This is a genomic window from Halorussus sp. AFM4, assembly GCF_051194995.1.
GTDB lineage: Archaea > Halobacteriota > Halobacteria > Halobacteriales > Haladaptataceae > Halorussus.
On record NZ_JBNTJT010000002.1, the window covers coordinates 877499 to 901258 of the forward strand.

The following is a 23760-nucleotide window of genomic DNA, read 5'->3' on the forward strand; positions in this document are numbered from 1 at the left end:
AAGTTAGCTTCGGCGGACCTGCGGGTCGACCCCCGCCGCGGCCTTTATCCTGCCGTGCGTCGAACTCGGTCGGAGGTGAGTCCCGTGACCGGAGAGCAACGCTGGGCCATCGCGGAGGGGTACATCCCGGAAGGGAGTCACGGCCCGGAGCCCGAGATGACCAGCCACGAGACCGTCTGCATCCTGAACACGAACGACGAGGACGCGCACGTCGAGATCACCGTCTACTTCACCGACCGCGAGCCGGTCGGCCCCTACGAGGTGACGGTGCCGGCCGAGCGCACGAAGCACGTCCGGTTCAATAACCTCGAGGACCCCGAACCCGTCCCGAAGGGGACGCCGTTCGCCAGCACCATCGAGTCCGACGTCCCGGTCGTCTGCCAGCACACCCGGCTCGACTCCCGGCAGGCCGAGAACGCGCTGCTGACCACGGTCCCGTACGGGGCGGAGTAGCCCATGACCGACTTCGGCTACCACGCCTCCCACGAGCAGTTCGCGCCCGGCGACCTCGTGGAGCACGTCCGGCGCGCGGAGGAGGCCGGCTTCACCGAGGTGCTCGCCTCCGACCACTTCCACCCGTGGAGCGAGCGCCAGGGCGAGGCCGGCTTCGTCTGGTCGTGGCTCGGCGCCGCGATGGAGGCGACCGACCTGACGTTCGGCACCGTCAACGCCCCGGGGTACCGCTACCATCCCGCGGTGGTCGCACAGGCCGCGGCCACGCTCCGGGCGATGTACCCCGGGCGGTTCTGGCTGTCGGTCGGGAGCGGCGAGCTCCTGAACGAGCACATCACGGGCGAGACGTGGCCGGCGAAGGAGGACCGCAACGCCCGGCTCCGGGAGTGCGCCGACGTGATGCGCCGGCTGTGGGACGGCGAGACCGTCACCCACGACGGCCGGGTCACCGTCGAGGAGGCGACGCTGCACTCGCTGCCGGACACCGCGCCGCCGCTGATCGGCGCGGCGCTGTCCGAGTCGACCGCCCGGTGGCTGGGCGAGTGGGCCGACGGGATGGTCACCATCGCGACGACGGACCACGACCGGCTGCAGCGCCGGGTCGAGGCGTTCCGCGAGCAGGCGCCCGACAAGCCGGTGTACCTCAAGGTCCAGCTGTCGTACGCCGACGACGAGCAGGCCGCGCTCGACGGCGCCTACGACCAGTGGCGGACCAACTGCGTCCCCGGGCCGGTGACCGAGGAGCTGCGGACCACCGAGCAGTTCGACGCGGCCGGCGAGACCGTCACCGAGGAGCAGGTGCAGGAGAACGTCCGGGTGTCGGCCGACCTCGACGACCACGTCGAGTGGCTCCGGCAGGACCTGTCGCTCGACGTCGAGACGGTGTTCCTCCACAACGTCAACCGCGACCAGGAGCGGTTCGTCGAGTCGTTCGGCGAACACGTGCTTCCCGAAATCGAGTAGGGAGGCCGTGACTCGGCCAGCGTGTTTATCTGGACTCGTGACGTAGCGTTGAAACACGTTTATCAAGGAATCTCCGCCGACGGAGGAAAGGGCGCGGCTGACGCCGCGAGGGAACCGAACTGGGGGAACCATGAACGGAGCCAACGTTTCGCGGAGGGTGCACAGCGCGAACAGCAAGCCGTCTCGCCGGGGTGGTCCGGCGTGACCGACGTCGGCGTCTGGCTGGTCGGCGCCCGGGGCAACATCGCCACCACGGCGATGGTGGGCGCCCGGGCGCTGGCCCGGGGCGAGACCGACGACACGGGGCTCGTGACCGCCCGCGAGCCGTGTTCGGCCCTCGACCTGCCGGCGGTCGAGTCGTTCGCCTTCGGCGGCCACGACGTCCGGGAGGGCGACGTGCTCGGGTCGGCCCGGCGGCTCGCCGAGCGCAACGACGCGCCGAGCCAGGAGGTGGTCGACGCGGTGGCCGACGACCTGCGGGCCATCGACGACCGGGTGCGGGTCGGGACGACGCTCAACGCCGGCGAGCGCATCGGCGACCTCGCCGACGCCGAGCCGCTGGAGGCCGACCGGAGCCCGGCCGAGGTGGTCGAGGCGCTCCGGGAGGACCTCCGGGCGTTCCGGCGCGAGGAGGACCTCGACGCGGTCGTGGTGGTCAACGTGGCCTCGACCGAACCCGGCGTGGAGAGCCCGGAGCGGTTCGACACCCGGGAGGCGGTCGAGTCGGCCGTCGAGTCGGGCGACACCGACCTGCCGGCGAGTTCGCTGTACGCCTACGCCGCGTTCGCCGAGGGGGTCCCGTACGCCAACTTCACGCCGAGCACGGGCGCCTCGCTGGCGGGGCTCCGCGAGATGGCCCGCGAGGAGGGCGTCCCGCACGCGGGCGACGACGGCAAGACCGGCGAGTCGCTGACGAAGGCCGCGCTGGCGCCGATGTTCGCCGGCCGGAACCTCCACGTGATGTCGTGGGAGGGCCACAACGTGCTGGGCAACACCGACGGGCAGGTGCTCGAGGACGACCGGAACAAGCAGGGGAAACTCGAGAGCAAGGGCGACATCCTCGAGGGCATCCTGCCGGACATCGAGCACAACCGGGTGCGGATCGACTACACGCCGTCGCTGGGCGACTGGAAGACCGCCTGGGACTACATCCACTTCGAGGGCTTCCTGAACACCGAGATGAAGATGCAGTTCACCTGGGAGGGCTCGGACTCCGCGCTGGCCGCCCCGCTCGTGCTCGACCTCGCCCGCCTGCTGGTCCACGCCGACGAGGCCGGCGAGGCGGGCGTCCAGACGCACCTCGCGTCGTTCTTCAAGGCGCCGCTCGGGGTCGAGGAGCACGACCTCTCCGCGCAGTTCGACCTGCTGGCGGCGTACGTCCGGGAGCACGCCGACCCGGACGACCCCGTGGACCCGACCGGCGGGGGCTCGGACGACGCCGGCGACCGGGCCGGCGACGACGAGGGCGCGGACCTGCCCGCCGAGAGCGTCCGCGCCGACGGCGACGGCAGGGACGGCGACCCGGACCGGACGGACGTCGCGCCCGACACGGACTGACCGATGCGCGTCCTCCAGGTCGCCCACGCCCTGCCGCCGGCCGCCTACGGCGGGACCGAGCTCTACACCCGCGACCTCGCCGCGGCGCTGGCCCGACGGGGCCACGAGGTCGCGGTCGCCGCGGCCAGGGGCGCCGACGAGCGCTTCGAGGTCGAGTCGGGCGACGCCGGCGACGAGTCGGAGGCGCCCGACGTCGACACCTTCGACCTGCCGAGCCCCGACGGCGAGTCGGCGCCCGCGGTCGGCGGCCGCCCGCTCGACGCGGTGGCCCGGCCGGCGGTCGACGACCGGTTCCGCGACGTCCTCGCCGACTGGGAGCCCGACGCGGTCCACCTCCAGCACTTCAAGCACCTCTCGGCGACGATCCCGGCGCTCTGCGCGGCACGCGGCGTCGCCTGCGTCGCCACGCTCCACGACTTCTGGACGGTCTGCCACCGCGAGCAGCTCTACCGCCCGGCCGATCGGCGCTGCACCGGGCCGGAGTCGGTCGCGAAGTGCACCGACTGCTACCGCCGGGCGAGGGCCGACGCCGGGCGAGCCGGCGCCGACCCGGACGGGACCGCCGACAGCGAGGCGGTCGCCAGGGCCTCGGACGGCGGAATCAGCGTCGGCGAAGCCGACGGGTCGGACGCCGTCGACCGGGTCGCACGCCGATGGGGTACCCTCCGGGATGCGCTGGCGGCCACCGACCGGCTCGTCGCCCCCTCGGCGTTCCTCCGGGAGACGTTCGCGCGGTACGCCCCGCCGGGCGCGACCGTCGAGCACCGCCGCAACGGCATCCGGGTCGACCGGTTCGCGGACGCGGGCTTCGACCCCGAGACGCCGCTCCGGGTCGGCTACGCCGGCCGAATCACCGAGCGCAAGGGCGTCCACCTGCTCGTGGCGGCCGCCGAGCAGGTGGAGAGCGCCGACCTCCGGGTCTTCGGGGCGTTCGACCCCGAGACCGAGCCGTACCACGCCCGGCTGGCCGACCGCGCGGGCGAGTCGACGGCGTTCCGCGGGTGGTACGCCGACCGGCCGGACCCCTACCGGGAGATGGACGTGCTGGTGCTGCCGTCGGTGTGGTACGAGAACAGCCCCCTCGTCGTCCAGGAGGCGTTCGCGTCGGGCGTCCCGGTCGTGACCGCCGACGTCGGCGGGATGGCCGAGCTCGTGACCGACGGCGAGGACGGCCTGACGTTCCCCGTCGGCGACGCCGACGCGCTGGCCGACCGGCTCCGGCGACTCGCCCGGAACCCGGACCTCGTGGCCGACCTGCGCGAGGGGGTGTCCGAGCCGACGCGGCTCGACGACCACGCCGGGGCGCTGGCCGACCTGTACGCCGACTGCGTCGGGCGGAGGGCGTGACGTGGCGAGCGTGCTGGTGCTGGCCCGCGAGCCGCCCCACCCGCCGAACGCCGGCGACCGGATCGTCACCCACGGGTTCGCCCGGGGGCTGGCCGAGCGCGGCCACGACGTCCACCTGGTGGCCTACGGAACGGAAACCGAGCGGGAGCGCGCGGCGGCGCTGACCGAGTACGCCGACTCGGTCCGGCTCGTCCCCCGGGCGAAGAGCGACCTCCCGGCCCGGCTCCGGAAGCTCCGGCACTACGTGGCGGACCGGTCGGACGTGATGGCGATGTTCGGGTCGCCCTCGCTGACCCGGGCGGCCCGCGAGCGCATCCGGGACCTCGAACCGGACGCGGCGCTCGCGGAGCATCCCTACATCGGGCAGGTGTTCCGCGACGCCGGGGTCCGCCGGGCGGCCGCGGGCGCCGGGACGACGCTGGTCACGAACGCCCACGTCGTGGAGTTCGCGGTCCACCGCCGGTACCGCGGGCTCGCGCCGGACCTCGAGACCGGGGTCGAGCTCGCACTGGAGACGCCGCGGCTCCGCCGTGAGGAGCTGGCGGTGTACGCGGCCTCGGACCGCGTGCTGGTGCTGGGGTCGGAGGACCGCGCCGAGCTCGTCGACGCCGGCGTCGAGACGCCGGTGCTCACCCAGCACGTCGGGCTCGACCCCGAGGACTACGAGGTCCCGTCTCGCCCCCGCGCGGACGCCACCGACCTGCTGTTCTTCGGCTCGTACGGCTGGTTCCCCAACGAGGACGCGGTCACGACGTTCGTCGACGCCGCGTGGCCGCGGATTCGGGCGGCGCGCGACGACGCCCGCCTCCTGGTCGCGGGCCGGGACGCGCCCGAGTCGGTCCGGGCGACGGGCGAGGCTCCCGGCGTCGAGTTCGTCGGCGAGGTCGAGGACCTGGGTCAGGCGGTCCGGGACGCCGCCGCGGTGGTCGCGCCGCTCCGGATCGGCGGCGGGACCCGGCTCAAGGTGCTGGAGTCGATGGCGTGGGGCGCGCCGGTGGTCGCGACCGCCGCGGGGTTCGAGGGCGTCGACGCCCGGCCCGGCGCGGAGGTGGCGGTGGCCGACGACTGGGCCGGGTTCGCCGACCGGGCGGTCGACCTGCTCGCCGACCCCGAGCGCCGGGCCAGGCTGGGCCGGAAGGCCCGCCGGCGGATCGAGCAGGTGTACGCGCTCGACGCGGCGGCCGCGGAGCTCGAAGCCAACCTGGGTCTGGACAGCAGGAAGTGAACTCGGTTCTCTCCGGAACCGGTCCCGTCGGGTCGTCCCGTCAGGCCGTCTCGTAGACGGCGACCCGACCGTCGCTCTCGACGGCGACCCGGTAGTCGCCGACGCCGAACGAGAACGACCAGCCCTCGCGGGCGCCGGGGCCGGCGGCCGGGGAGCCGCGGTCGGAGGCGTGCCGGAAGAGCGCGTCGAGCGCGTCGACGTCCACGTCGCGGTACAGCTCGAAGTCGAGGTCGGTCGGGTCGACGCCCTCGGCGTCGGCGAGCGCCCCGTACACCGTCCGGCTCAGGGGGTCGTCGGCGCCGGTCGGGTGGCGGCGCTCTGCGACCGGCGGCGACTCGCGTTCGAGCGGAGTGGAGGTCCGAATTGCCATACGAGATAGTGGGCCGTATGGGGAATAAACCCCTATCAGACGGCCGTCAGACGCGCGCCAGACGGAGCCCCATCGGCGGGGTCCCATCGGGGTCGCGGGCCCACTCACTCCCGGGCGTCCTCGCGGACCTGCTCCATCAGTTCGAGCACCCACTTGCTGTGGGCCAGCGGGACCGGCGGCTGCTCGCCGCGTTCGAGCGCCTTCGCGGCCTCGTCGAACAGGTAGTAGTGGCCGTCGACGCTCTCCTCGCGGTGGCGGTCGAACCGCTCCTCGACCCGGTCGAGGCCGTACTCCCGGAGAGTGTCGGCCGCCCCGCGGGCGACGTTGCCGGCGGTGGTCGCGCTCCGGCCGAGCTGCTCGCCCAGGAGGTGGAACGGCCCCTCGTCGGCGTCGTGGGCGTCGATGGTGTTGGTCGAGATGTCGACCGTCGCGGACTGCTCGGTGCCGTAGACCCGTATCTGCTCGTTCGGCGCGGACCCGCCGACGAACGTGACCGAGCAGAGCACGTCCTCGCCGGTGACCCACTGGAGCGCGGTCCCGTCGTAGTCGAACCCGTCGTACTCCCGGACCGTCCGGGTCCGGACGTCCACGGCGTCGGCGTCGCGGGGGACGCCCCCGAGCGCCAGCGTCAGATAGAGCGGGTGTGGCATCCCCTCCTCGACGTCGCCGCCCGGCAGGTCGTACACCCACTCGCCCCGGTAGGTGTCGTCGGGCCGGCCCTCGCCGGTGAAGGTCGCCTCGACCGCCCGCACCTCGCCGAACTCGCCCGCCGCGAGCCGCCGGCGGAGCTCCCGGATCACCGGGTAGAACAGCCAGTTGTGGACGACCGAGACCGGGACTCCGTTGTCGCGGGCGAGTTCGCGGAGGTCGTCGAGCTCCTCCCGGGTGGTCGTCGCTGGCTTCTGGACGGTGACCGGGACCCCGCGCTCGATGGCCGCGCCGGCCAGTTCGCGGTGGCTCTGGACCGGCGTGGCGACGTGGACCCAGTCGAGGGCCTTCCCGTCGAGCATCGCCTCGGCGTCGGTGTAGGCCCGCCCGCCGTACTCGCCGACCGCGCCCCGGAGCGCCGACTCGTCGCGGTCGCACACCGCGACCAGCCGGGTCCGGGGGTTGCGGCTCACCGCCGGCAGGTGGTTGTTCTCGGAGACGATACCCGCTCCCACGACCGCGGTCCGCAGCACCATGGCCGACGGAGAGACGACGGAGAGCCGAAAAGGGGTTGTGGCCTCCGCCGGCGGCGAGCGGGCCGCAACGACTCCCTCGCGGAGAGAACCGAGGGAGCCAAGAACCTTTTGGGCGTCTGTCCGGTAGTAACGAGGCGAGAGAGTACGCACTGTGCGCCCGCTGCCGGGTGCAGGCCCGTCACTGTCGGACGGGGTCGCGTTCCAGGGTGCGGTCGGCGTCTCCGGTTCCTGCAGCGCGGCGTCTCGGTTCGCGCGACCGGTCGTTGTCGCGCGGGGTGCATCACAGGGTTCACGCTCCTCCGTACTATCATGACCGACCCAACGAGACGGAAAGACGGCGACCGAAACGCGCACGAACCGGAGAGGACCGACCCGTCCCCCGCCTTCGAGTTCGACTGCGAGTTCTGCGACGAGGCGTTCCTGAGCGAGACCGTCGAGGCGGTACGGGACCGCGGCGCGACCCACCTCGAGACCCACCGCGACAGCCTGCTGACCGAGTTCGCCGACCGCGAGCGGGGCCGGGAGTGCGACAACGACTGCGGGTACGTCTTCCCGGTCGGCGTCGACGAGGTGGCCGGCTTCGAGTGCCGGAGCTGCGGCCACGACAACTTCGAGTCGTTCGCGCACCGCTACCTCTACTGGCAGATAGAGCGGTCGTAGGGCCGGGCCGCGGGAATCGACGCGGCCGGGCCTCGGAATCGGACGCGGCCGGAGCCGGATTCGACGGCCGGGGTAGAGCGTGCGGGACAGTCGAGACGGCTTCCCCCATTTATCCGCGTCGACGCCGTACCGCCGCGGGGATGGGACGACTCGGCCGGATCGGATCCGTGGCGCGCGCGGTCGTCCTGGAGATGCGCCGGGAGGACGTCGCGTTCATGGCCGCCAGCATCGCGTACCACGCGCTGGTCTCGATGCTCCCGATCCTGTTCCTGCTGGTGCTGGTCGTCTCGACGTTCGGGAGCGCGGAGCTCGTCGACACCGCGCTCGGGCTGACCCGGTCGTTCCTCCCGGCGACGGGTCGGCGCATCGTCCTCGACGCGCTCCGGAACGCGACCGGCGACGCCGGGCTGTCGGTGGTCGGCGTCGCCGTCCTCCTGTGGGGGACCTCCAGGATATTCCGGGCGATGGACGCGGCGTTCGCGGAGATCTACGACACCGCCCGGGACAACTCGCTGCCGGCCCAGCTCCGGGACGCGGTCGTGGTGCTCGGCACGCTCGCGGCCATCGCGGTCGGCGCGGTGCTGTTCGGGACGGTCGTCCGGATCCCGCCGACCGTCCCGTTCGCCGAGTCGCTGGCCGACCTGGTCGCGATCCTGGGGCTGGCGGTCGCGTTCGTCCCGATATTCACGGTGTTCCCCGACACGGGCGTGTCGGTCCGGGAGGCCGCGCCGGGCGTGGTCGTCGCGGCGCTGGGCTGGGCCGCCCTGGAGCGGCTGTTCCACCTCTACGTCGCGTTCACGAACAAGCCCGACGTCTACGGGCTGGTCGGCACGCTGCTGTTGCTGGTGACGTGGCTCTACGTCGGCAGCCTGGTGCTGCTCGCCGGCGCGTCGGTCAACGCCACGCTGGCGGGCCGCGACGGGCGGCGGGCGGCCGCCCGGCGGTCGAAGCGCCAGTTCGGCCGGCAGGTCACCGACGCCGACAGCTTCGCTCGACGGCTCGACGGGCTGGTCGAGGAGGCCCGCACCGCGGACGTTCCGGCGGCCGAGCTGCGGCGGGCGCTCCGCGACCGGGCCGAGGAGGTCGCGGACGGCGAGGGCGACTCGACGGACGAGAGCGACAGGTCGTCTCGGCCGGACGAACCGGCCGCTGCGGAGACGGACGCGGACCGCGAGCGACGCTAACGGACTTCTCGCGCTACCACTTCGTCCACGTCACGACAGCTCCCTGTCCGCGATCTCCCGGATCTCGCGGTGGAACCGCTCGCGGCCGTACCGTCGCTCGATCTCTGCCGTTCCGCGTCGGAGCTCGCGGGCCTCCTCGGGGTCCGACAGCACGCGGTCGATGCGCTCGACGGCCTCGTCGGTCGTGCTGTAGGTCAGCCGGTCGCTGCCGACGATCTCGCGCTGGCCGCCGTTGTCCGGGACGAACGGGACCGTCCCGCCCGCGACGAGTTCGGCGACCGCCATCCCGAAGTGCTCGTGGCGCTTGCCGTGGAGGCCGTACCGGTGGGTGGTCACGATGTCGACCAGTTCCTCGCGGGAGACTTCGCCCTCGACGCGGACGTAGTCGCGCTCGGCGGCGGCCCGCTCCACCTCGCGGGTGTACTCATCGTCGTAGCCCGGCCCGACCAGGTGGAGGTGGACGTCGTGGCCCCGGTCGCGGACCCGGTCGACGATCTCGACGTTCTCGAGGACGTTCTTGTACCGCGCCAGCCGGCCGACGGTGACGAACCCGGGCTCGCGCTCGTCGAAGGGGCGGTCCCGCTCGGCGAACCCGCGGGTGTCGACCGGCGGGTGGACGACCTCGGGGCGGGCGCCGTAGGCGTCCTGGAACACGTCGGCGATCCACCCCGAGTTCGCCAGGACCGTGCTCTCCCGGACGCGGTCGGGGTCGAACCCGCCGACCAGCCAGGAGAAGCGGTCGTAGGCGTGGTCGACGAACCCGTCCTCGCCGACCCGCTTGGAGACGACCAGCCGGGCGAACCGCGGGGTGTGGACGTACTGGACCAGCGGGCCGGCGACCCCGAGCTCGTTGTCGGTGCCGACGGCCAGGTCGAACCGGTCGCGCTCGCGGGCGACGAACCGATTGAGCAGCGCGTTCCGGAGGTTGTACCGCGGGTCGTCGAGCCAGTCGAGGAACGACTCGACGAGCGGGGGTGTCCGGACCCGCACGTCGCGGACGTCGGTCCGGAAGTAGTCGTTGAGCTCCCGGAGGTCGGGGTCGGTCAGCGTGAGCAGGGTGACGTCGTGGTCGTCCTGCAGGGCCTCGAGGACGTTCATGCAGACGCCCTCGCCGCCGCCCTTCGCCGTCAGGTCCGTGTGCGCGACTGCTATCCGTGCCATGTGTTCGTCGTCGGAGATGTCTCGGATGGTTCGGTCCTCCCCTGCTCGGGGCGCGATTCCACGGAAAACACGACCCGGCGGAAAGTAAACGTGTGGGCCGACAGGTAGGAACCTCGATGGCAGTGTGAATCGTCAGTACCGATCGGACGGCGAACGCTCGGAAAGTCCCCGACGGTGGATCGGTCGGTCAGCTTTCGCGGGCTGGGACCTCACCGGTAGCCCAGGTCGGCCAGTCGACGCTCGACCGAGCGACTGGGGGAGTCGTCGGGCTCCTGTCCGGGGACTGTCTCGCTCCCGTCCTCGCCGGGGAACGCCGGGAGCGCGTCGCGGAGGTCGGACTCGACGTCGGGCGGTAGATCGACCGGTTCCTCGTCGGGGACCGAGAACCCCGCCGCGTAGTCGTCGCCGCGCGAGACGACCAGCTTGTACCCCCGCGAGTAGGCGGCCTTCTTCTCGTAGCCGTAGCGCCCGCTCTCGACCAGCGCGATGCGGTCCTCCGGGACGTCGCCGAACAGGGAGACGCCGCCGGCCGCGCGGTCGTCCGAGTCCGCGGTTCCGGGGTCGAACCCCACGGCGTCGGCGAGCGTCGGCGCGACGTCGACCAGCGAGACCGGGGCGTCCCGGGTCGAAGACGACCCGGCGTCGAGCGCCGAGAGCCCGTCGAGGCCCGCGACGCGGAGCGGGACCCGGGTCAGCGCCTCGTAGGGGGCGCCGCCATGGCCCACGCAGTAGGCCGGCCGGGAGTCGCCGAAGTGGCGGGCGGCGTGGGCCGCGCGCTCCCAGAACCCCTCGCCGTGGTCGCCGACCGCCACGAGCGCGACGTCGCCCAGCAGGTCGGTGAGCCGGCGGTGGTAGGCCGCGAGGCGGTTGTCCACGTACTCGACCGCCGCGCGGTAGAGCCGGCGGCGGTGCTCGCGGTAGCGGGCGACCGCGGGCGTGGTCTCGGTCACGTCCTCGTACCGCCACGACCGGACGTCCGGAATCGAGGGGTCGACGTCGTGGGCGCGCCAGTAGTCGGCCGGCGGGTCGACGGGCTCGTGGAGGTCCGCGAGGTGGAGATACGAGAACGTCGGTCGGTCGCGGCGCTCGCCGAGCCACGAGAGGTGGTCGCCGAGCACCTCGTCGGCGGAGGCGTCGGCCCGGAGGCGGTGGGTCCGGAACCGCCCGCCGAGCGCGAGGAATGGCACGAGCATGCCGAACCCGCCGTAGGTGTCGTAGCCCGCGCCGGCGAAGCGCTCGGCGATGCCCGTCGCGTCGCCGGTCGGCGGGAGGCCGATGACGTCCGCGACCGAGTCGGCGAAGTCGTCGGTCTGCCGGACCGCGCCGTGGTCGCTGGGGTACCGCCCGGTGACCAGCGAGGTGACCGACGGGAAGGTCCACGTCGACGGCGCGACCGCGGTCGTCCCCGCAAGCGAGTCGAGGAACGGCGTCGGCGCGTCGAGCAGGGTCGCGTCTGTATCTCGCGGGGCGCCGGAGCGGAACTCGTCCACCGCGTCCGCCCGGAGCGCGTCCACGGCGACCACGACCACGTGGTCCGGGGCCCCCTCGCCGCGGCGCTCTGTGGGGAGCGACCGCGACCGGAACTCGCGGTCGGCCCGTCTCTCTCGGTACCGGTCGGCCAGCCGCGCGTCGGCGTCGAGGCCCGCGTCGGCCGCCCTGTCGAGCGCCGCGAGCGCGTCGGTCGTCCAGTCCATGTCTCCCCCGGACGCACGACGGAGACCGGCAAAGAACTGGTGGCACAGCCGTTTAGTCGCGCTCGGCCAAACATCCGCCGGGGGAGTCCGATGGCACAGGACGAGGAGACCGTCTCGGTCGTCGTGCCGACCTACTACCGCAACGACCGACTCCGCGAGGCGCTCGACAGCGTCGCCGCCCAGACGTACCGACCGATAGAGGTCGTCGTCGTGGACGGCTCGGGGGAGGCCCGCGCCCGGCCGGTCGTCGAGGCGTTCGATGACGAGGCGTCCACGGGCGACGAAGGTGGCGCGCTCGACGTGACCTACGTCGCCCAGGACCGCGACGAGGGGCCCCAGGCCGCCCGGAGCATCGGCGCCGAGCGGGCGACCGGTGCGTACGTCCAGTTCCTCGACGACGACGACCGGCTCCTGCCCGAGAAGCTCGCCGCGCAGGTGTCGCGACTGGACAGTGCCGAGCGCGTCGGCGTCGTCTACTGCGGACTTCGCGACGAGGAGTGGGGCGAGATTCGACCGGACGACCCGCTCCGGGGCGACGCCCTGGAACGCGCGCTCCGCATCGACACGTTCCCGGCCATCCCGTCGACGATGCTCGTCGACGCCGACGTGCTGGCCGAACTGCTCCCGCTGGGCAACCGCCACGGCGCCGACGACTCCGGGATGAAGATCGAACTGGCGCGCCGGACCGACTTCGACTACGTCGACCGGGTGCTGGTCGAGCGCGGCAAGCCCGACGACCCGCTGTCGTCGTCGTGGGCTCACGTCGAGGGGCGCAAGCGCCTCGTCGAGAGGTACGCCGACCTCTACGACGAGTTCCCCGACGAGGTCTGGCGCACCGCGGTCCGTCAGACCTACTATCGGCAGGGCCGCAAGCACCTGGAAGAGAAGCGCTGGTCGGCGGCCGCGGTCGCCTCGCTCGCCCGGGCGGCCGTTCTGACGCCCGAGGACCGCGGCGAGTACGTCCGGGACGCGCTCGCGGCGGTGTTCGGTCGGCCGGGGATGGCGGCGGTCGACCGGTTCGGCTGACCTCGCGACGGGTTACGTCCGGTCGGGCGACTCGACGCGGCGGCCTTCCGAGTTATCAGCGCCGCCGGAGGCCTCCGATTCGTCCGCGTCGTCGGCTTCGGCGGTGTTGTCAGCCTCTGACTCGCTCACGCCGTTGGTCTCGTCCACATCCGCACTTCCACCGTCGTTCTCGTGGTCGTCGTCCGTGTCCACGTCGCTCTCGGCCGCGGGACCGTCCTCCGCGGCGACGTCGTCGGAGACGCCGAGTTCGGCCGGGGACGCGACCTCGCCGGTGAGGTCGCCGTCCCGGCCGAGCGTCCCGTCGCCCTCGACCTCGGTCTCGAAGCGGTCGAGCGCCGCCGACAGCCGCTCGGCCCGGGCAGTCAGGTCGCTGGCCGACCGCGAGACCGCGGTGAGCGCGGTTGTCTGCTCCTCGGCGGCCGCCGCGACGTTCGAGGCCTCCTCGGTCGTCGACTCGCTGATTGCCGCCACCTCGTCGAACATCGAGACGACCTCCTCGGTCGCCTCGGCCTGGCGCTCGGTGGCCTCGCTGATGCTCTGGACGCCGGTGTTGGTCTCCTCGACGTAGTCGGCGATCTCCCCGAGCGCCTCCACCGCGCTGGCGATGGAGTCGGTGTGCTCGGCGATCTGGTCGCTGGCCGACTGGACCTCCGCGCCGGTGCGCTCGGTCTGGGTCTTGATGCGGTCGAGGCGGTCCTCGACGTCCTCGGCGGCGATCTTGGCCTCCTCGGCGAGGTCCTTGATCTTGTTCGCGACCGCCGCGAACCCCTCGGGGTTGCCGCCGTCGGTGCCCGACCGCGAGACCTCGATGCTGGCGTTCAGCGCGAGCATGTTGGTCTGGGTGGCGATCTCCCGGATGAACTCGACGAGCTCGTCGACCTCGGCCACCTCGTCCTCGAGGCGCTCGATCTCGGCGACCGCCTCGTCGGACTCGGCCTCGATCTCGGCGAGCCCGCGGATCGCGTCCTGGGCGGCCTCGCGGCCCTCCCGGCCGGTCTCGGCGGTCTCGGCCGCGACGGACGCGACCTGGTCGGAGGAGGCCGCGATCTCCTCGGTGGTCGCCGACAGGCTGCCGAGCTCGTCGCCGACGGTCTGGAGCCGGTCGTTCTGGTCGTCGGCGCCGTCCGAGATCTCCTGGACGGACTCGGTGACCTGCTCGCTGGCCGCGTACACCTCCTCGGAGGAGGCGGTCACGACCTCGCTGGCCTCGGCGACCTCGTCGGCGAACGCCGCCAGGTCGGCCATCGTGGCCTCGGTGTCGGCCAACATCGCGTTGAACGACTCGGCGATGGCGGTCATCGCCTCGCTGTCGCTCTCGGGGTCCATCCGCCGGGTGAGGTCGCCGTCGGCGCACGCCTCCATCACCTCGCGGTAGTCGTCGGCCTTGCGCTCGAGGTGGTCGTTGAGCCGCTCGGTCGTCCGTATCTGGTCGCGGAGCTCGTCGCGCATGGCGTCGAACGCCCGGTAGAGCCGACCGAACTCGTCCTCCCGGTTGGTCTCGAGGGCCACGTCGAGGTCGCCCTGCTCCATCCGCCGGCTCCGCTCGCGGAGGTCGGTCAGCGGGCGGACGGTCCGCCGGCCGAGGACGAGGCCGACGCCGAGCAGCGAGACCAGGCACGCGCCGACGAGCAGGCCGATGTTCCGGCCGACCGCGGAGCTCAGCGCGAACGCCTCCCGCTCGCGTATCGCGGTCGCCGCGACCCAGTTCGAGCCCTCGATCGGCGAGTAGGCCACCACGTAGCCGTTCCGCTGCCGGACGCTGACCGCCGAACGGTCGGTCCCATCGCCGTCGTCGGCGGCGCCGGCGTCTGCGATTCCGCCCGCCCCGTCGGCCAGCAGGCCCGCCGAGGAGACGTTCGTCACTCCGCTCTCCAGCACGGTCTGGCCCTCCTCGTTGACGATCCAGGTCGTCTGGTTGGTCGCCGGCTGGTGGAGCCGGCGGACCCGGTCGTCGATGCCGCCCGCGACGACCAGGTACGTGTCGTCGCTGCCGGCGACCGGGCTCGCGACCGCCATGTACTCGTGGTCGTCGGTGTACCACGGGGAGTCCTCGTCGGTCCACGTCGTGGTCTTCGAGACGTAGGCGTGGGAGGTCCAGACGTCGTCGTCGCCGTCGAACGACGCCGCCACCGACGCGTTCGACCAGGGCATCTCCACGCGGTCGAGCGACCAGCCCTCGACGGTCCGGCGGGTGCTCGCCGCGACGACGCCCCGCTCGGTGTCGACCAGGTACATCGCCCGCACCCCGTTCGAAGAGCGGTTCATCGCCGCGGCCAGCCGGCGGCGCTGCTCGGTCCGGTTGCCGGCCGCCAGCGACGACCGGGCCGACAGCGTCCGGGTCTGGGTCCGGAGCCCGGCGATCCAGTCGCTCAGCGAGTCGGCCTGGAGCCGAACCGTCGACTCGACTTCGGCGGTCGCCTCCTCGCGGGCCATCTCCCTGGCGTCGACGTAGGTGACCGCTCCCGCCGCCCCGACGACGAGCACGACCAGCAGTATCGAGACCGTGAACTTCACCGCGTAGCGCTGCCGGATCGGGGCCGGCGTCACCGCGGCGACGAATCTGCTCCACAGAGACCGTCCCGCCGACGCTCCGTCGTCTGTCGACGCTCCTTTATTTTCATCGGCCATTTATGTATTCACCATTCCGAGACCCTCGGTATAAATCTGATTGCCGATTCAATCATCTGATTCACGCGGCAATTCTGTCCCTTTCGCCAGGAACTGGCGCTCTCTCTGAACTTCTCTGAGAACTGCCGGCCATCGCGTCGCGGTCGGCGGATCGGTGGGGGCGCAGTGACAGTTCCGGAACTACGTCTAATACTTGACTCTATCCGTACGCCGTGTAGCGGTGGCAGGTTCCGAACCGCGGGTCCTCACTCTCTCGATACTTCACTCTCTATACTTCGCCCTCTATACATATCTCACTTGGTACCTCGATAACTCTCACCTCGCTCACTCGACGGTGGCGGCGCAGGACCACGACCAGTTTAGAGGGTCGGCCCCGAACCCCGACCCATGGAAGACCGCGACGAACTGCTGATGACGCCCGGCCCGACCGCCGTCCCGCCCGAGGTCCGGGAGGCGACGAGCCGCCCCATCGTCAACCCCGACGTGGAGGCGGAGTTCTCGTCGTTCTACCGGAGCCTGCTCGACAAACTGGCGCGGGTCTACGACACCGACGACGACGTGCTGGTGCTGAGCGGCGAGGGGATGCTCGGCCTGGAAGCCGCCGTCGCTTCGCTGGTCGCGCCCGGCGACGAGGTGCTGTGCCTGGCCAACGGCATCTTCGGCGAGGGGTTCGCCGACTTCGTCGAGATGCACGACGGCGAGCCGACCGTCCACGACGCGCCCGCCGACGCTGGGTTCGACGTCGATGCGGTGAAGAAACGCGTCGAAGACGGGGACTTCGAGGTCGCCACGATGGTCCACTGCGAGACGCCCACCGGCGTCCTGAACGACCTCGACGAGGTGCTCGGAGTGCTGCAGGACGCGGGCGTGCTGACCGTCGTCGACGCCGTCTCGTCGCTCGGCGGGACTCCGGTGCCGACCGACCGCATCGACGTCTGTCTGGGCGCCTCCCAGAAGTGCTTCAGTTCGCCGCCGGGGCTGACCACGCTGTCGGTCAGCGACCGGGCGTGGGAGAAGGTCGAGGCGACCGAGCAGGACACCTTCTACACCAGCCTCGGACCGTGGCAGGACGTCGAGATTCCCGAGGACTCGCCGCCCCACCTGCCGTACACCCACTCGGTCACGAACCTCTTCGCGCTGGACGCGTCGCTCGACCGCCTGCTCGACGAGGGGCTGGAGTCGGTGTACGACCGCCACGCGTCGGTTGCCGAGGAGTGCCGCGAGCGCGGCCGCGACCTCGGACTGGAGCCGTTCGCCGCCGACGAGGCGCTGTGCTCGCCGACCGTGACCGCGTTCGCGGTCGAGGGCCGGGCCGGCGACCTCCAGCGGCGGCTCGCCGACGAGCGGGACGTGATCCTCTCGACGGGACTCGGCGACCTGGCCGACGACGTGCTCCGCGTGGGTCACATGGGCTACAACGCCGACCCCGAGCGCGTCGAGCGCACGATGGACGCGCTGGCCGCGGTCCTCGACTGACGGGGCGCTGCCGGTCCGCTCTTCCGCGCGGTACGCCGTCAAATCAGCAGCAGGACCGCCGCGTACGCCGCGGCGCCGGCGCCGAACGCCCAGAAGTTGCTCTCGCGCTCCTCGGGGAGCTCCTCCTTGACGACGTTGAGGATCACGCCGCCGGCGAGGAACGCGAACAGCGCCGACACCGCGGCCGGGGTCACCGCGGTCGCGACGCCGACGACCGTGCCGGCGACGACGCCGCCCGCGAGCAGCCACCGGCCGGTGTCGTCGTAGGCGTCGCGGTGGTGCTCCCGGAGCCCGTGGTCGTTGACCACGAAGTGCAGGCCCATCGCGACCGCGAAGAGCGCGAGGCTCGCCGGCCCCGACTCCTCGCGATGGACCAGCAGGTAGCCGATGAGCAGGTTGTAGGCCGTGAACGAGCCGACGTGGAGCCAGAAGACGCCCGCGGAGGTCTCGGTCCGCTCGCCGCCGACCGTCTCGGGGCTCTCCGACCGACTCGCGAGCCGTTCGAGCCCGTAGAAGGCGGCGAACCCGGCCAGCGCGAGCAGGTAGACGTGGTGCTCGAGGAGCCCGACCGCGCCGGCCTCGAAGGCGCGCTGGCGCTCGCCGAGCTCCGGCAGGACGTGGACGAACACGTAGGCCACCGAGACGCCGCCCGCCCCGGAGAGCCAGTAGCTCCGCGGGACAGCGCGGAGGCCGAGCCGGCCGGCGAACAGGTGGACGACCGCGAGCGCGAGCGAGAGGGCGACGAGGACGGTCTCGGCCACGGCGTGGGTTGGGGGCCGCCTATCTAACTCGTTACGGCCGTGCACGCGGGAGTCTCGGGCCCGGGGACGACGTTGCTTCGACGGGTTTAAGTTTCGCATGACCATTCTCTCGGAACGAGACAGGCTACGCCTGTTTCACTGACCCGTAGGAGCGTCCTGCGTACTACGGAGGTGAACAATGGCAGATCAGGAGATAGAGCAAGCAGTCTCTCGCGCACTCGAGGATGCACCCGAGCGGAACTTCCGCGAAACGGTGGACCTCGCGATTAACCTGCGCGACCTCGATTTGAACGAACCGTCAAACCGCGTCGACGAGAGCGTGGTTCTCCCGTCCGGCACCGGCCAGGAGACCCAGATCGTCGTGTTCGCGGAGGGCGAGACCGCCCTCCGCGCCGAAGACGTGGCCGACGAGGTCTTCGACGGCGACGACCTCGAAGACCTCGGCGACGACGACGACCGGGCGAAGGACCTCGCCGACGAGACCGACTTCTTCATCGCCGAAGCGTCGCTGATGCAAGACATCGGTCGGTACCTGGGGACCATCCTCGGGCCGCGGGGGAAGATGCCCGAACCGCTCCAGCCCGACGACGACGTCGTCGAGACCGTCAACCGGATGAAGAACACGGTCCAGCTCCGGAGCGGCGACCGGCGCACCTTCCACACCCGCGTCGGCGCGGAGGACATGTCCGCGGAGGAGATCTCGGACAACATCGACGTCATCCTCCGCCGGCTCGAAGCGAACCTCGAGAAGGGGCCGCTCAACATCGACAACGTCTACGTCAAGACGACGATGGGCCCGGCCGTGGAGGTAGCCTAAGATGTCAGCCGAAGCCGAACGCAAGACCGAGACCATCCCCCAGTGGAAGCGCGAGGAGGTCGACGACATCGTCGACCTCATCGAGGGGTACAGCAGCGTCGGCATCGTCAACGTGACGGGCATCCCGTCGCGCCAGCTCCAGACGATGCGGCGCAACCTCCACGGCAGCGCCGAGCTCCGGATCAGCCGGAACACGCTGCTCAACCGGGCCCTCGACGAGGTCGACGAGGGCGTGGAGGAGCTCAAGGAGTACGTGGCCGGCGAGGTCGGACTCATCGGCACCAACGACAACCCCTTCGGGCTGTACAAGCAGCTCGAGGAGTCCAAGAGCCCGGCGCCCATCGGCGCCGGCGAGGTCGCGCCCAACGACATCGTCATCCCCGAGGGCGACACGGGCGTCGACCCGGGCCCGTTCGTGGGCGAGCTCCAGTCCATCGGTGCGGCGGCCCGCATCATGGAGGGGTCGATCCACGTCACCGAGGACAGCCTCGTCGTCGAGGAGGGCGAGGAGGTCTCCGACGACGTGGCCAACGTCCTCTCGGAGCTCGGCATGGAGCCCAAGGAAGTGGGCCTGGACCTCGAGGCGGTCTACTCCGACGGCGTGCTGTTCGAGGCCGACGAGCTTGCCATCGACGTCGAGGAGTACCGCGCCGACGTCGAGGCCGCGGCGGCCCGCGCCCGGAACCTCTCGGTCAACGCGGTCTTCCCGACGGCTCAGACCACGCCGACGCTCGTCCAGAAGGCGACCGGCGAGGCCAAGAGCCTCGGGCTGCAGGCCGAGATCGAGAGCCCGGACGTCGTGCCGGACCTCGTGTCCAAGGCCGACGCCCAGCTCCGCGCGCTCGCCGCGCAGATCGACGACGAGGAGGCGCTGCCTGACGAGCTCGCCGACGTCGAGGCGCCCGCGGCGGGCGCCGAGGCCGAGAGCCAGGACGAATCGAGCGACGAAGAAACCGAATCCGACGCCGACGAGGCCGACGCCGACGAGGAGGACGACGATGACGACGACTCCGCGGGCGGCGAGGGTCTCGGCGTGATGTTCGGATAACCAACGAACCTTCAGACTACAACAATGGAATACGTTTACGCTGCACTCATCCTGAACGAATCGGGCGAAGAGATCAACGAGGAGAACCTCACCAACGTGCTCGACGCCGCCGGCGTCGACGTCGAGGAGTCCCGCGTCAAGGCGCTCGTCGCCGCGCTCGAGGACGTCGACATCGACGAGGCCGTCGAGCAGGCCGCTGCCGTGCCCGCCGGCGGTGCCGCCGCGGGCGGCGCTGCCGCCGAGGGCGGCGCTGCCGGTGGCGAGGAAGGCGGCGACGAGGAGGCCGAAGAGGAAGAGGCCGCCGAGGAAGAAGAGGAAGACGAAGAGGACGAGGCCAGCGGCGAGGGCCTCGGCGAGCTCTTCGGCTGAGTCGGCTCCACGCCCCCGAACCGGATTTTTCTTTCGCGCGCTACCGGGTAGCGGCCGCGCTGTGACGTGGAAGCCCGCGGACCCTCTGGCTATGCGCACGAACCTTTAAACCGGAAAGCGGGACGAGAGTGCCCCGATGGAGGCACTCGGCGTCCGAGTCGGACTCGAAGTCGGAGCGTCGGCCGCGGCGCTGGCGTTCGTCCTCGGCGGCGTCGCGCTCGGCGCGCTCAGCGGGCTGACGCCGGGCCTCCACGTCAACAACCTCGCGCTCATGCTGGCGTCGGTCGCACCCGCGGTGCCGGGCCCGCCGCGACTCGTCGGCGCGGCGATGCTGGCCGCCGGCGTGGTCCACTCGTTCCTCGACGCGGTGCCGGCGCTGGCGCTCGGGGTGCCCGACGCCGCGATGGCCGCCACCGCGCTGCCGGGCCACCGCCTCGTTGTCGCCGGCCGCGGCCGGGAGGCGGTCCGGCTCTCGGCGCTGGGCAGCGGACTCGCGGTCGCGTTCGCGGTCCCGCTGGCGGTGCCGGTCACCCGCGCGATGACCGCCGCCTACCCCGCGGTGCGGGCCCACCTCCCGGTCGTCCTCGGCGCTGTCGTCGCCTTCCTGCTGCTGACCGAGGGGTCGCTCCGGGCGACGCTGGGCGGCGGGGCCGCCTTCCTCGGGAGCGCGACGCTGGGGTACGCGACCCTCGACCTCACGCCCGCCGCACCGCTCGACGCGGGCGGGATGCTCACGCCGCTGTTCGCCGGCCTGTTCGGCGCACCGGTCCTGGTCGAGGCCTGCGCCGGGTCGGGCGTCCCCGAGCAGGCCGACGCCGAGATCGCGACCTCCCGGCGGTCGGTCGCCGTCACGGCGCTGACCGGCAGCGTCGCTGGCGCGGTCGTGGGCTACCTCCCGGGCGTCTCGGCCGCCGTCGCGGCGGTGCTGGCGCTGGCGGTCGTCCCGGGGTCGACCGGCGCCCGCGGGTTCGTGGTGACCACCAGCGGGGTCAACACCGCCAACACCGTCTTCGCGCTGTTCGCGCTCGCGGCGCTCGGCGCGCCCCGGACCGGCGTCATGGTCGCGCTCCGGGAGGCGAACGCCCCCGTCAACCTCCCGCTGCTGCTCGCCGCCGCCGGCGTCGCCGGAGTGGCGGGGTTCCTGCTGGTGCTCGGCGTGGGCGACCGCTACCTCCGGGCGGCGGGCGCGATCGACCAGGTTCGCCTCTCGGCGAGCGTGCTCGCCCTGCTGGCCGGATTGAGCTGGCTGTTCGCCGGCGGCGTCGGGATCGCCGTCTTCGGGGTGGCGACGCTGGTCGGGCTGGTGCCGGCGCGGTACGGGGCGCGCCGGGTCCACCTGATGGGGGTGTTACTCGGGCCGCTGATCGTCGGCGCGTGAGCCCTCGGCGGCTCGCCGGTCGGTCGGGCCGTCGGTTTCGAGAATCCGCTTCGTCCGGCGGTGGCGGTCGCGGAACATCGGCTCGAATCCTAACCGGCCGAGCTGGCCGAGCAGGCCGCCGACGATCGGGAGTTCGTACTCCACGCGATCGCGGACGAGGGTGGTGCGCTCGTCGACGGCGTAGAACTGGTGGGAGTGACGCCACGCGGGGAACGGGCCGTCGTTCATCACGTCCTCGAAGACGGCGGTACCTTCGTCGACCTCGCTTCGGACGATGCGCGACGTCCACCGCTGGCGGGGCCCGACGCCGAACGGCCGCATCGACATGTCGATCTCGGACCCCGCCTCCAGTTTCGCGTCGGCGTCGCGCTCCTCGCCGTCCGGCCCGCAGACGCGCTCGACTCGGAGGCGCATCCAGTCGGGCGTGAGCGCCTCCAGTCCCCCGATCCGGGAGTGGAACTCCCAGACGTCGTCGAGCGGCACGTCGACCCGGACCTCGCGCTGGTAGGTAGGCACGGTCGAAAGTAGTGCCACCGGAGACAAAACTCCCGGGGCGGCGACAGGGGCGTCCGGCAAATACTGACTGTCACATCGAGGGTTTATATTCCCGCACCGTCTTCCCATTCCACATGGTTTCGGAGCGCGCGACTCGGACGACCCCGTTCGCCGCGATGGACGTGCTCGAACGGGCCAACCGCATGGACGACGTGGTGCACCTCGAGGTGGGCGAACCCGACTTCGACACCCCGGCAGCGGTCACCGAGGCGGCAGTCGCGGCGCTCCGCGCAGGCGAGACGGGCTACACCTCCTCGCGGGGCAAGCCGGAGCTCCGGCGGGCCATCGCGGCCTACTACGACCGGCGCTACGGCGTGGACGTCGACCCCGAGCGCATCGTCGTCACCTCCGGGTCGTCGCCCGCGCTGCTGCTGGCGTTCTCGACGCTGATCGACCCCGGCGACGAGGTGGTGCTGACCGACCCGTACTACGCCTGCTACCCCAACTTCGTCCGCCAGACCGGCGGGCGCATCTCGACGGTCCCGCTGTCGGCCGACGAGGGGTTCCGGCCGCGGGTGAGCGAGTTCGACCGCGTCCTGAGCCCGGAGACCGAGGCGCTGCTGCTCAACTCGCCCGCGAACCCGACCGGCGCGGTGCTGGAGGGGTCGACGCTCGAGGAACTGGTCGACCTGGCCGGCGAGAACGACGCCACCGTGGTCGCCGACGAGGTGTACCACGGGCTGACCTACGAGGGTGAGGACCGCTCGGTGCTGGAGTTCACCGACGACGCCTTCGTGCTCGACGGCTTCTCGAAGCGGTTCGCCATGACCGGCTGGCGGCTCGGCTGGATGGTCGCGCCGCCCGACTACGTCGGCCACGTCAACCGAATCGCCCAGAACACCCTCATCTGTGCGCCCAACTTCGTCCAGTCGGGCGGCGTCGCGGCGCTGGAGTCGGGCGCGGACTTCCTCGACGAGGTCCGGGACACCTACCGCGAGCGCCGGGACTACCTCGTGAGCGAGGTCGAGGACTGGGGGCTGAGCATGGGGTACACGCCCGGCGGCGCGTACTACCTGCTGATCGACGTGAGCGACCTGCCCGGCGACGCGTTCGACGCCGCGGACTTCTTCCTCGAGGAGGCGGGCGTGGCGATGACCCCCGGTCCGGACTTCGGGACGAACGCCGAGGAGTGCCTGCGGGTGTCGTACGCCAACAGCGCCGAGCGGCTGGCCGAGGCGTCCGAGCGCATCCAGCGCGCGCTCGCGAGCGTCGAGCTCTCGCCGGCGGACTGAGACCGCGAACCGGGAGTCGAGACCGGGACAGCCGATTGGGCGTCTGGTCTCGGCTGGCGTCGATGTCACGTGGCCCAGAACAACAGCGACGCGTCGCAGTCCGCTTCGTCGGTGTCGGCGTACGCAGTCCTCGTCGCCGTCTCCGTCGCCGGTCCGGTTCTCCGCCGCTTCGAGTTACAACCGCGGGGCTCGGGAACCGAGCGAACGACTCCCGTCACGGTACGGCGTCCCTGAACCCGCGAGTTACTTCAGGCGCTCCTGGAGGAACGACGGGTGGGCCGCGGTCACGCCCTCGACGTCCAGGATTTTCTCGCTGATGACCTCGCCGACGGCGTCGCCGTCGGCCGCCCGGACCTCGGCCATGAGCATGTGGTCGCCCGACGAGGAGTAGAGGGTCTCGACCTCGTCGAGCTCCTTGAGTTCGCGGGTCGCGTCGACGTACTCCTCGCTGGCGACGTCGATGCCGACCAGCGCGATGGACTTGCTGGAGAGCTTCTTCGGGTCGATCTCGGCGGAGTACCCCACGATGACCCCCTCGTCCTCGAGCTTCTCGATGTACTTGCGGACCGTGGGCTTCGAGACGTTCGCCCGTTCGGCGATCTCGGCGTAGGACGCCTGGGCGTCCTCCTCGAGGACCGACAGGATCCGGTCCTCCGTGGACTGCGTGCTCAT

22 protein-coding genes are annotated in these 23760 nt (G+C 71.9%); 14 read left to right on the top strand and 8 right to left on the bottom strand.

Annotation, left to right across the window (positions count from 1 at the left end):
* The first annotated feature begins 84 nt into the window (after window positions 1–84).
* From ACQUQF_RS12520 to ACQUQF_RS12540, 5 genes are all read left to right on the top strand, one after another.
* A complete protein-coding gene (locus ACQUQF_RS12520; RefSeq protein ID WP_435179274.1) occupies window positions 85–453 on the top strand; it encodes a sensory rhodopsin transducer in 369 nt (122 codons plus the stop codon).
* A gap of 3 nt (window positions 454–456) precedes the next feature.
* Complete coding sequence (locus tag ACQUQF_RS12525; protein WP_435179276.1) at window positions 457–1416, top strand: TIGR03885 family FMN-dependent LLM class oxidoreductase; 960 nt, start codon at window positions 457–459, stop codon at window positions 1414–1416.
* 201 nt (window positions 1417–1617) lie between these two features.
* Window positions 1618–2973, top strand: a complete 1356-nt coding sequence (locus tag ACQUQF_RS12530; RefSeq protein WP_435179278.1) for an inositol-3-phosphate synthase — start codon at window positions 1618–1620, stop codon at window positions 2971–2973.
* A 3-nt stretch (window positions 2974–2976) separates the two neighbouring features.
* Entirely contained in the window at window positions 2977–4320 is a 1344-nt protein-coding gene (locus ACQUQF_RS12535; protein WP_435179280.1) for a glycosyltransferase family 4 protein, read from the top strand.
* A 1-nt stretch (window position 4321) separates the two neighbouring features.
* Window positions 4322–5545 (top strand): glycosyltransferase family 4 protein, encoded by a 1224-nt coding sequence (locus ACQUQF_RS12540; RefSeq protein WP_435179282.1) that lies wholly within the window; start codon window positions 4322–4324, stop codon window positions 5543–5545.
* A 40-nt stretch (window positions 5546–5585) separates the two neighbouring features.
* Here ACQUQF_RS12540 and ACQUQF_RS12545 read toward each other — a convergent pair whose 3' ends face one another.
* A complete protein-coding gene (locus tag ACQUQF_RS12545; protein ID WP_435179284.1) occupies window positions 5586–5915 on the bottom strand; it encodes a HalOD1 output domain-containing protein in 330 nt (109 codons plus the stop codon).
* A gap of 104 nt (window positions 5916–6019) precedes the next feature.
* Window positions 6020–7099, bottom strand: coding sequence for a Gfo/Idh/MocA family protein (locus ACQUQF_RS12550; RefSeq protein ID WP_435179286.1), 1080 nt, complete (start codon window positions 7097–7099; stop codon window positions 6020–6022).
* Window positions 7100–7408: 309 nt separating this feature from the next.
* On the opposite strand from ACQUQF_RS12550, the gene ACQUQF_RS12555 reads away from it, so the two are divergent.
* The gene (locus ACQUQF_RS12555) at window positions 7409–7759 is read left to right on the top strand and encodes a hypothetical protein (protein ID WP_435179288.1); all 351 of its coding nucleotides are present in this window, start codon (window positions 7409–7411) and stop codon (window positions 7757–7759) included.
* Between the two features lie 140 nt (window positions 7760–7899).
* Window positions 7900–8943, top strand: coding sequence for a YihY/virulence factor BrkB family protein (locus tag ACQUQF_RS12560; protein WP_435179290.1), 1044 nt, complete (start codon window positions 7900–7902; stop codon window positions 8941–8943).
* Window positions 8944–8973: 30 nt separating this feature from the next.
* Here the strand turns inward: ACQUQF_RS12560 and ACQUQF_RS12565 are convergent, their stop codons facing one another.
* Entirely contained in the window at window positions 8974–10104 is a 1131-nt protein-coding gene (locus tag ACQUQF_RS12565; RefSeq protein ID WP_435179292.1) for a glycosyltransferase family 4 protein, read from the bottom strand.
* A gap of 209 nt (window positions 10105–10313) precedes the next feature.
* Window positions 10314–11798, bottom strand: a complete 1485-nt coding sequence (locus ACQUQF_RS12570) for a sulfatase-like hydrolase/transferase (RefSeq protein WP_435179294.1) — start codon at window positions 11796–11798, stop codon at window positions 10314–10316.
* A gap of 90 nt (window positions 11799–11888) precedes the next feature.
* Here ACQUQF_RS12570 and ACQUQF_RS12575 point away from each other — a divergent pair, with 90 nt between their 5' ends.
* Window positions 11889–12824 (top strand): glycosyltransferase family 2 protein, encoded by a 936-nt coding sequence (locus tag ACQUQF_RS12575; RefSeq protein ID WP_435179296.1) that lies wholly within the window; start codon window positions 11889–11891, stop codon window positions 12822–12824.
* Between the two features lie 12 nt (window positions 12825–12836).
* Here ACQUQF_RS12575 and ACQUQF_RS12580 read toward each other — a convergent pair whose 3' ends face one another.
* Window positions 12837–15452, bottom strand: a complete 2616-nt coding sequence (locus ACQUQF_RS12580) for a methyl-accepting chemotaxis protein (RefSeq protein ID WP_435179298.1) — start codon at window positions 15450–15452, stop codon at window positions 12837–12839.
* A gap of 387 nt (window positions 15453–15839) precedes the next feature.
* On the opposite strand from ACQUQF_RS12580, the gene ACQUQF_RS12585 reads away from it, so the two are divergent.
* Window positions 15840–16928, top strand: a complete 1089-nt coding sequence (locus ACQUQF_RS12585; RefSeq protein WP_435179300.1) for a pyridoxal-phosphate-dependent aminotransferase family protein — start codon at window positions 15840–15842, stop codon at window positions 16926–16928.
* 38 nt (window positions 16929–16966) lie between these two features.
* On the opposite strand, the gene ACQUQF_RS12590 is transcribed toward ACQUQF_RS12585, so the two are convergent.
* A complete protein-coding gene (locus ACQUQF_RS12590) occupies window positions 16967–17689 on the bottom strand; it encodes a hypothetical protein (protein WP_435179302.1) in 723 nt (240 codons plus the stop codon).
* Between the two features lie 178 nt (window positions 17690–17867).
* On the opposite strand from ACQUQF_RS12590, the gene ACQUQF_RS12595 reads away from it, so the two are divergent.
* The 4 genes from ACQUQF_RS12595 to ACQUQF_RS12610 all read left to right on the top strand — a co-directional run bounded on the left by ACQUQF_RS12595 (window position 17868) and on the right by ACQUQF_RS12610 (window position 21301).
* Window positions 17868–18506 (top strand): 50S ribosomal protein L1, encoded by a 639-nt coding sequence (locus ACQUQF_RS12595; RefSeq protein WP_435179304.1) that lies wholly within the window; start codon window positions 17868–17870, stop codon window positions 18504–18506.
* A gap of 1 nt (window position 18507) precedes the next feature.
* Window positions 18508–19554 carry a 50S ribosomal protein L10 gene (locus ACQUQF_RS12600; RefSeq protein WP_435179306.1) on the top strand — a complete coding sequence of 349 codons (1047 nt, stop codon included), beginning with the start codon at window positions 18508–18510 and terminating at the stop codon, window positions 19552–19554.
* A 24-nt stretch (window positions 19555–19578) separates the two neighbouring features.
* Window positions 19579–19923, top strand: coding sequence for a 50S ribosomal protein P1 (rpl12p, locus tag ACQUQF_RS12605; protein WP_435179308.1), 345 nt, complete (start codon window positions 19579–19581; stop codon window positions 19921–19923).
* A 136-nt stretch (window positions 19924–20059) separates the two neighbouring features.
* Window positions 20060–21301, top strand: a complete 1242-nt coding sequence (locus tag ACQUQF_RS12610) for a tripartite tricarboxylate transporter permease (protein WP_435179310.1) — start codon at window positions 20060–20062, stop codon at window positions 21299–21301.
* Here the strand turns inward: ACQUQF_RS12610 and ACQUQF_RS12615 are convergent.
* The gene (locus ACQUQF_RS12615; RefSeq protein WP_435179312.1) at window positions 21272–21817 is read right to left on the bottom strand and encodes an SRPBCC family protein; all 546 of its coding nucleotides are present in this window, start codon (window positions 21815–21817) and stop codon (window positions 21272–21274) included. The two genes, ACQUQF_RS12610 and ACQUQF_RS12615, sit on opposite strands and share 30 nt — an antisense overlap.
* A gap of 113 nt (window positions 21818–21930) precedes the next feature.
* Between ACQUQF_RS12615 and ACQUQF_RS12620 the strand changes: the two genes are divergently transcribed.
* The gene (locus ACQUQF_RS12620) at window positions 21931–23088 is read left to right on the top strand and encodes a pyridoxal phosphate-dependent aminotransferase (RefSeq protein ID WP_435179314.1); all 1158 of its coding nucleotides are present in this window, start codon (window positions 21931–21933) and stop codon (window positions 23086–23088) included.
* A gap of 243 nt (window positions 23089–23331) precedes the next feature.
* On the opposite strand, the gene lrpA1 is transcribed toward ACQUQF_RS12620, so the two are convergent.
* Window positions 23332–23760: an HTH-type transcriptional regulator LrpA1 gene (lrpA1, locus tag ACQUQF_RS12625; RefSeq protein WP_435179316.1), complete on the bottom strand. Its 429-nt coding sequence runs from the start codon at window positions 23758–23760 to the stop codon at window positions 23332–23334.

Excerpts from the sequence above, each read along its gene's own strand:
- ACQUQF_RS12525 (WP_435179276.1), top strand. The coding sequence starts at position 457 with ATGACCGACTTCGGCTACCACGCCTCCCACGAGCAGTTCGCGCCCGGC.
- ACQUQF_RS12535 (WP_435179280.1), top strand. The coding sequence starts at position 2,977 with ATGCGCGTCCTCCAGGTCGCCCACGCCCTGCCGCCGGCCGCCTACGGC.
- ACQUQF_RS12545 (WP_435179284.1), bottom strand. The coding sequence starts at position 5,915 with ATGGCAATTCGGACCTCCACTCCGCTCGAACGCGAGTCGCCGCCGGTC.
- ACQUQF_RS12550 (WP_435179286.1), bottom strand. The coding sequence starts at position 7,099 with ATGGTGCTGCGGACCGCGGTCGTGGGAGCGGGTATCGTCTCCGAGAAC.
- ACQUQF_RS12555 (WP_435179288.1), top strand. The coding sequence starts at position 7,409 with ATGACCGACCCAACGAGACGGAAAGACGGCGACCGAAACGCGCACGAA.
- ACQUQF_RS12560 (WP_435179290.1), top strand. The coding sequence starts at position 7,900 with ATGGGACGACTCGGCCGGATCGGATCCGTGGCGCGCGCGGTCGTCCTG.
- ACQUQF_RS12565 (WP_435179292.1), bottom strand. The coding sequence starts at position 10,104 with ATGGCACGGATAGCAGTCGCGCACACGGACCTGACGGCGAAGGGCGGC.
- ACQUQF_RS12570 (WP_435179294.1), bottom strand. The coding sequence starts at position 11,798 with ATGGACTGGACGACCGACGCGCTCGCGGCGCTCGACAGGGCGGCCGAC.
- ACQUQF_RS12575 (WP_435179296.1), top strand. The coding sequence starts at position 11,889 with ATGGCACAGGACGAGGAGACCGTCTCGGTCGTCGTGCCGACCTACTAC.
- ACQUQF_RS12580 (WP_435179298.1), bottom strand. The coding sequence starts at position 15,452 with ATGGCCGATGAAAATAAAGGAGCGTCGACAGACGACGGAGCGTCGGCG.
- ACQUQF_RS12585 (WP_435179300.1), top strand. The coding sequence starts at position 15,840 with ATGGAAGACCGCGACGAACTGCTGATGACGCCCGGCCCGACCGCCGTC.
- ACQUQF_RS12595 (WP_435179304.1), top strand. The coding sequence starts at position 17,868 with ATGGCAGATCAGGAGATAGAGCAAGCAGTCTCTCGCGCACTCGAGGAT.
- ACQUQF_RS12600 (WP_435179306.1), top strand. The coding sequence starts at position 18,508 with ATGTCAGCCGAAGCCGAACGCAAGACCGAGACCATCCCCCAGTGGAAG.
- rpl12p (WP_435179308.1), top strand. The coding sequence starts at position 19,579 with ATGGAATACGTTTACGCTGCACTCATCCTGAACGAATCGGGCGAAGAG.
- ACQUQF_RS12610 (WP_435179310.1), top strand. The coding sequence starts at position 20,060 with ATGGAGGCACTCGGCGTCCGAGTCGGACTCGAAGTCGGAGCGTCGGCC.
- ACQUQF_RS12620 (WP_435179314.1), top strand. The coding sequence starts at position 21,931 with ATGGTTTCGGAGCGCGCGACTCGGACGACCCCGTTCGCCGCGATGGAC.
- lrpA1 (WP_435179316.1), bottom strand. The coding sequence starts at position 23,760 with ATGAGCACGCAGTCCACGGAGGACCGGATCCTGTCGGTCCTCGAGGAG.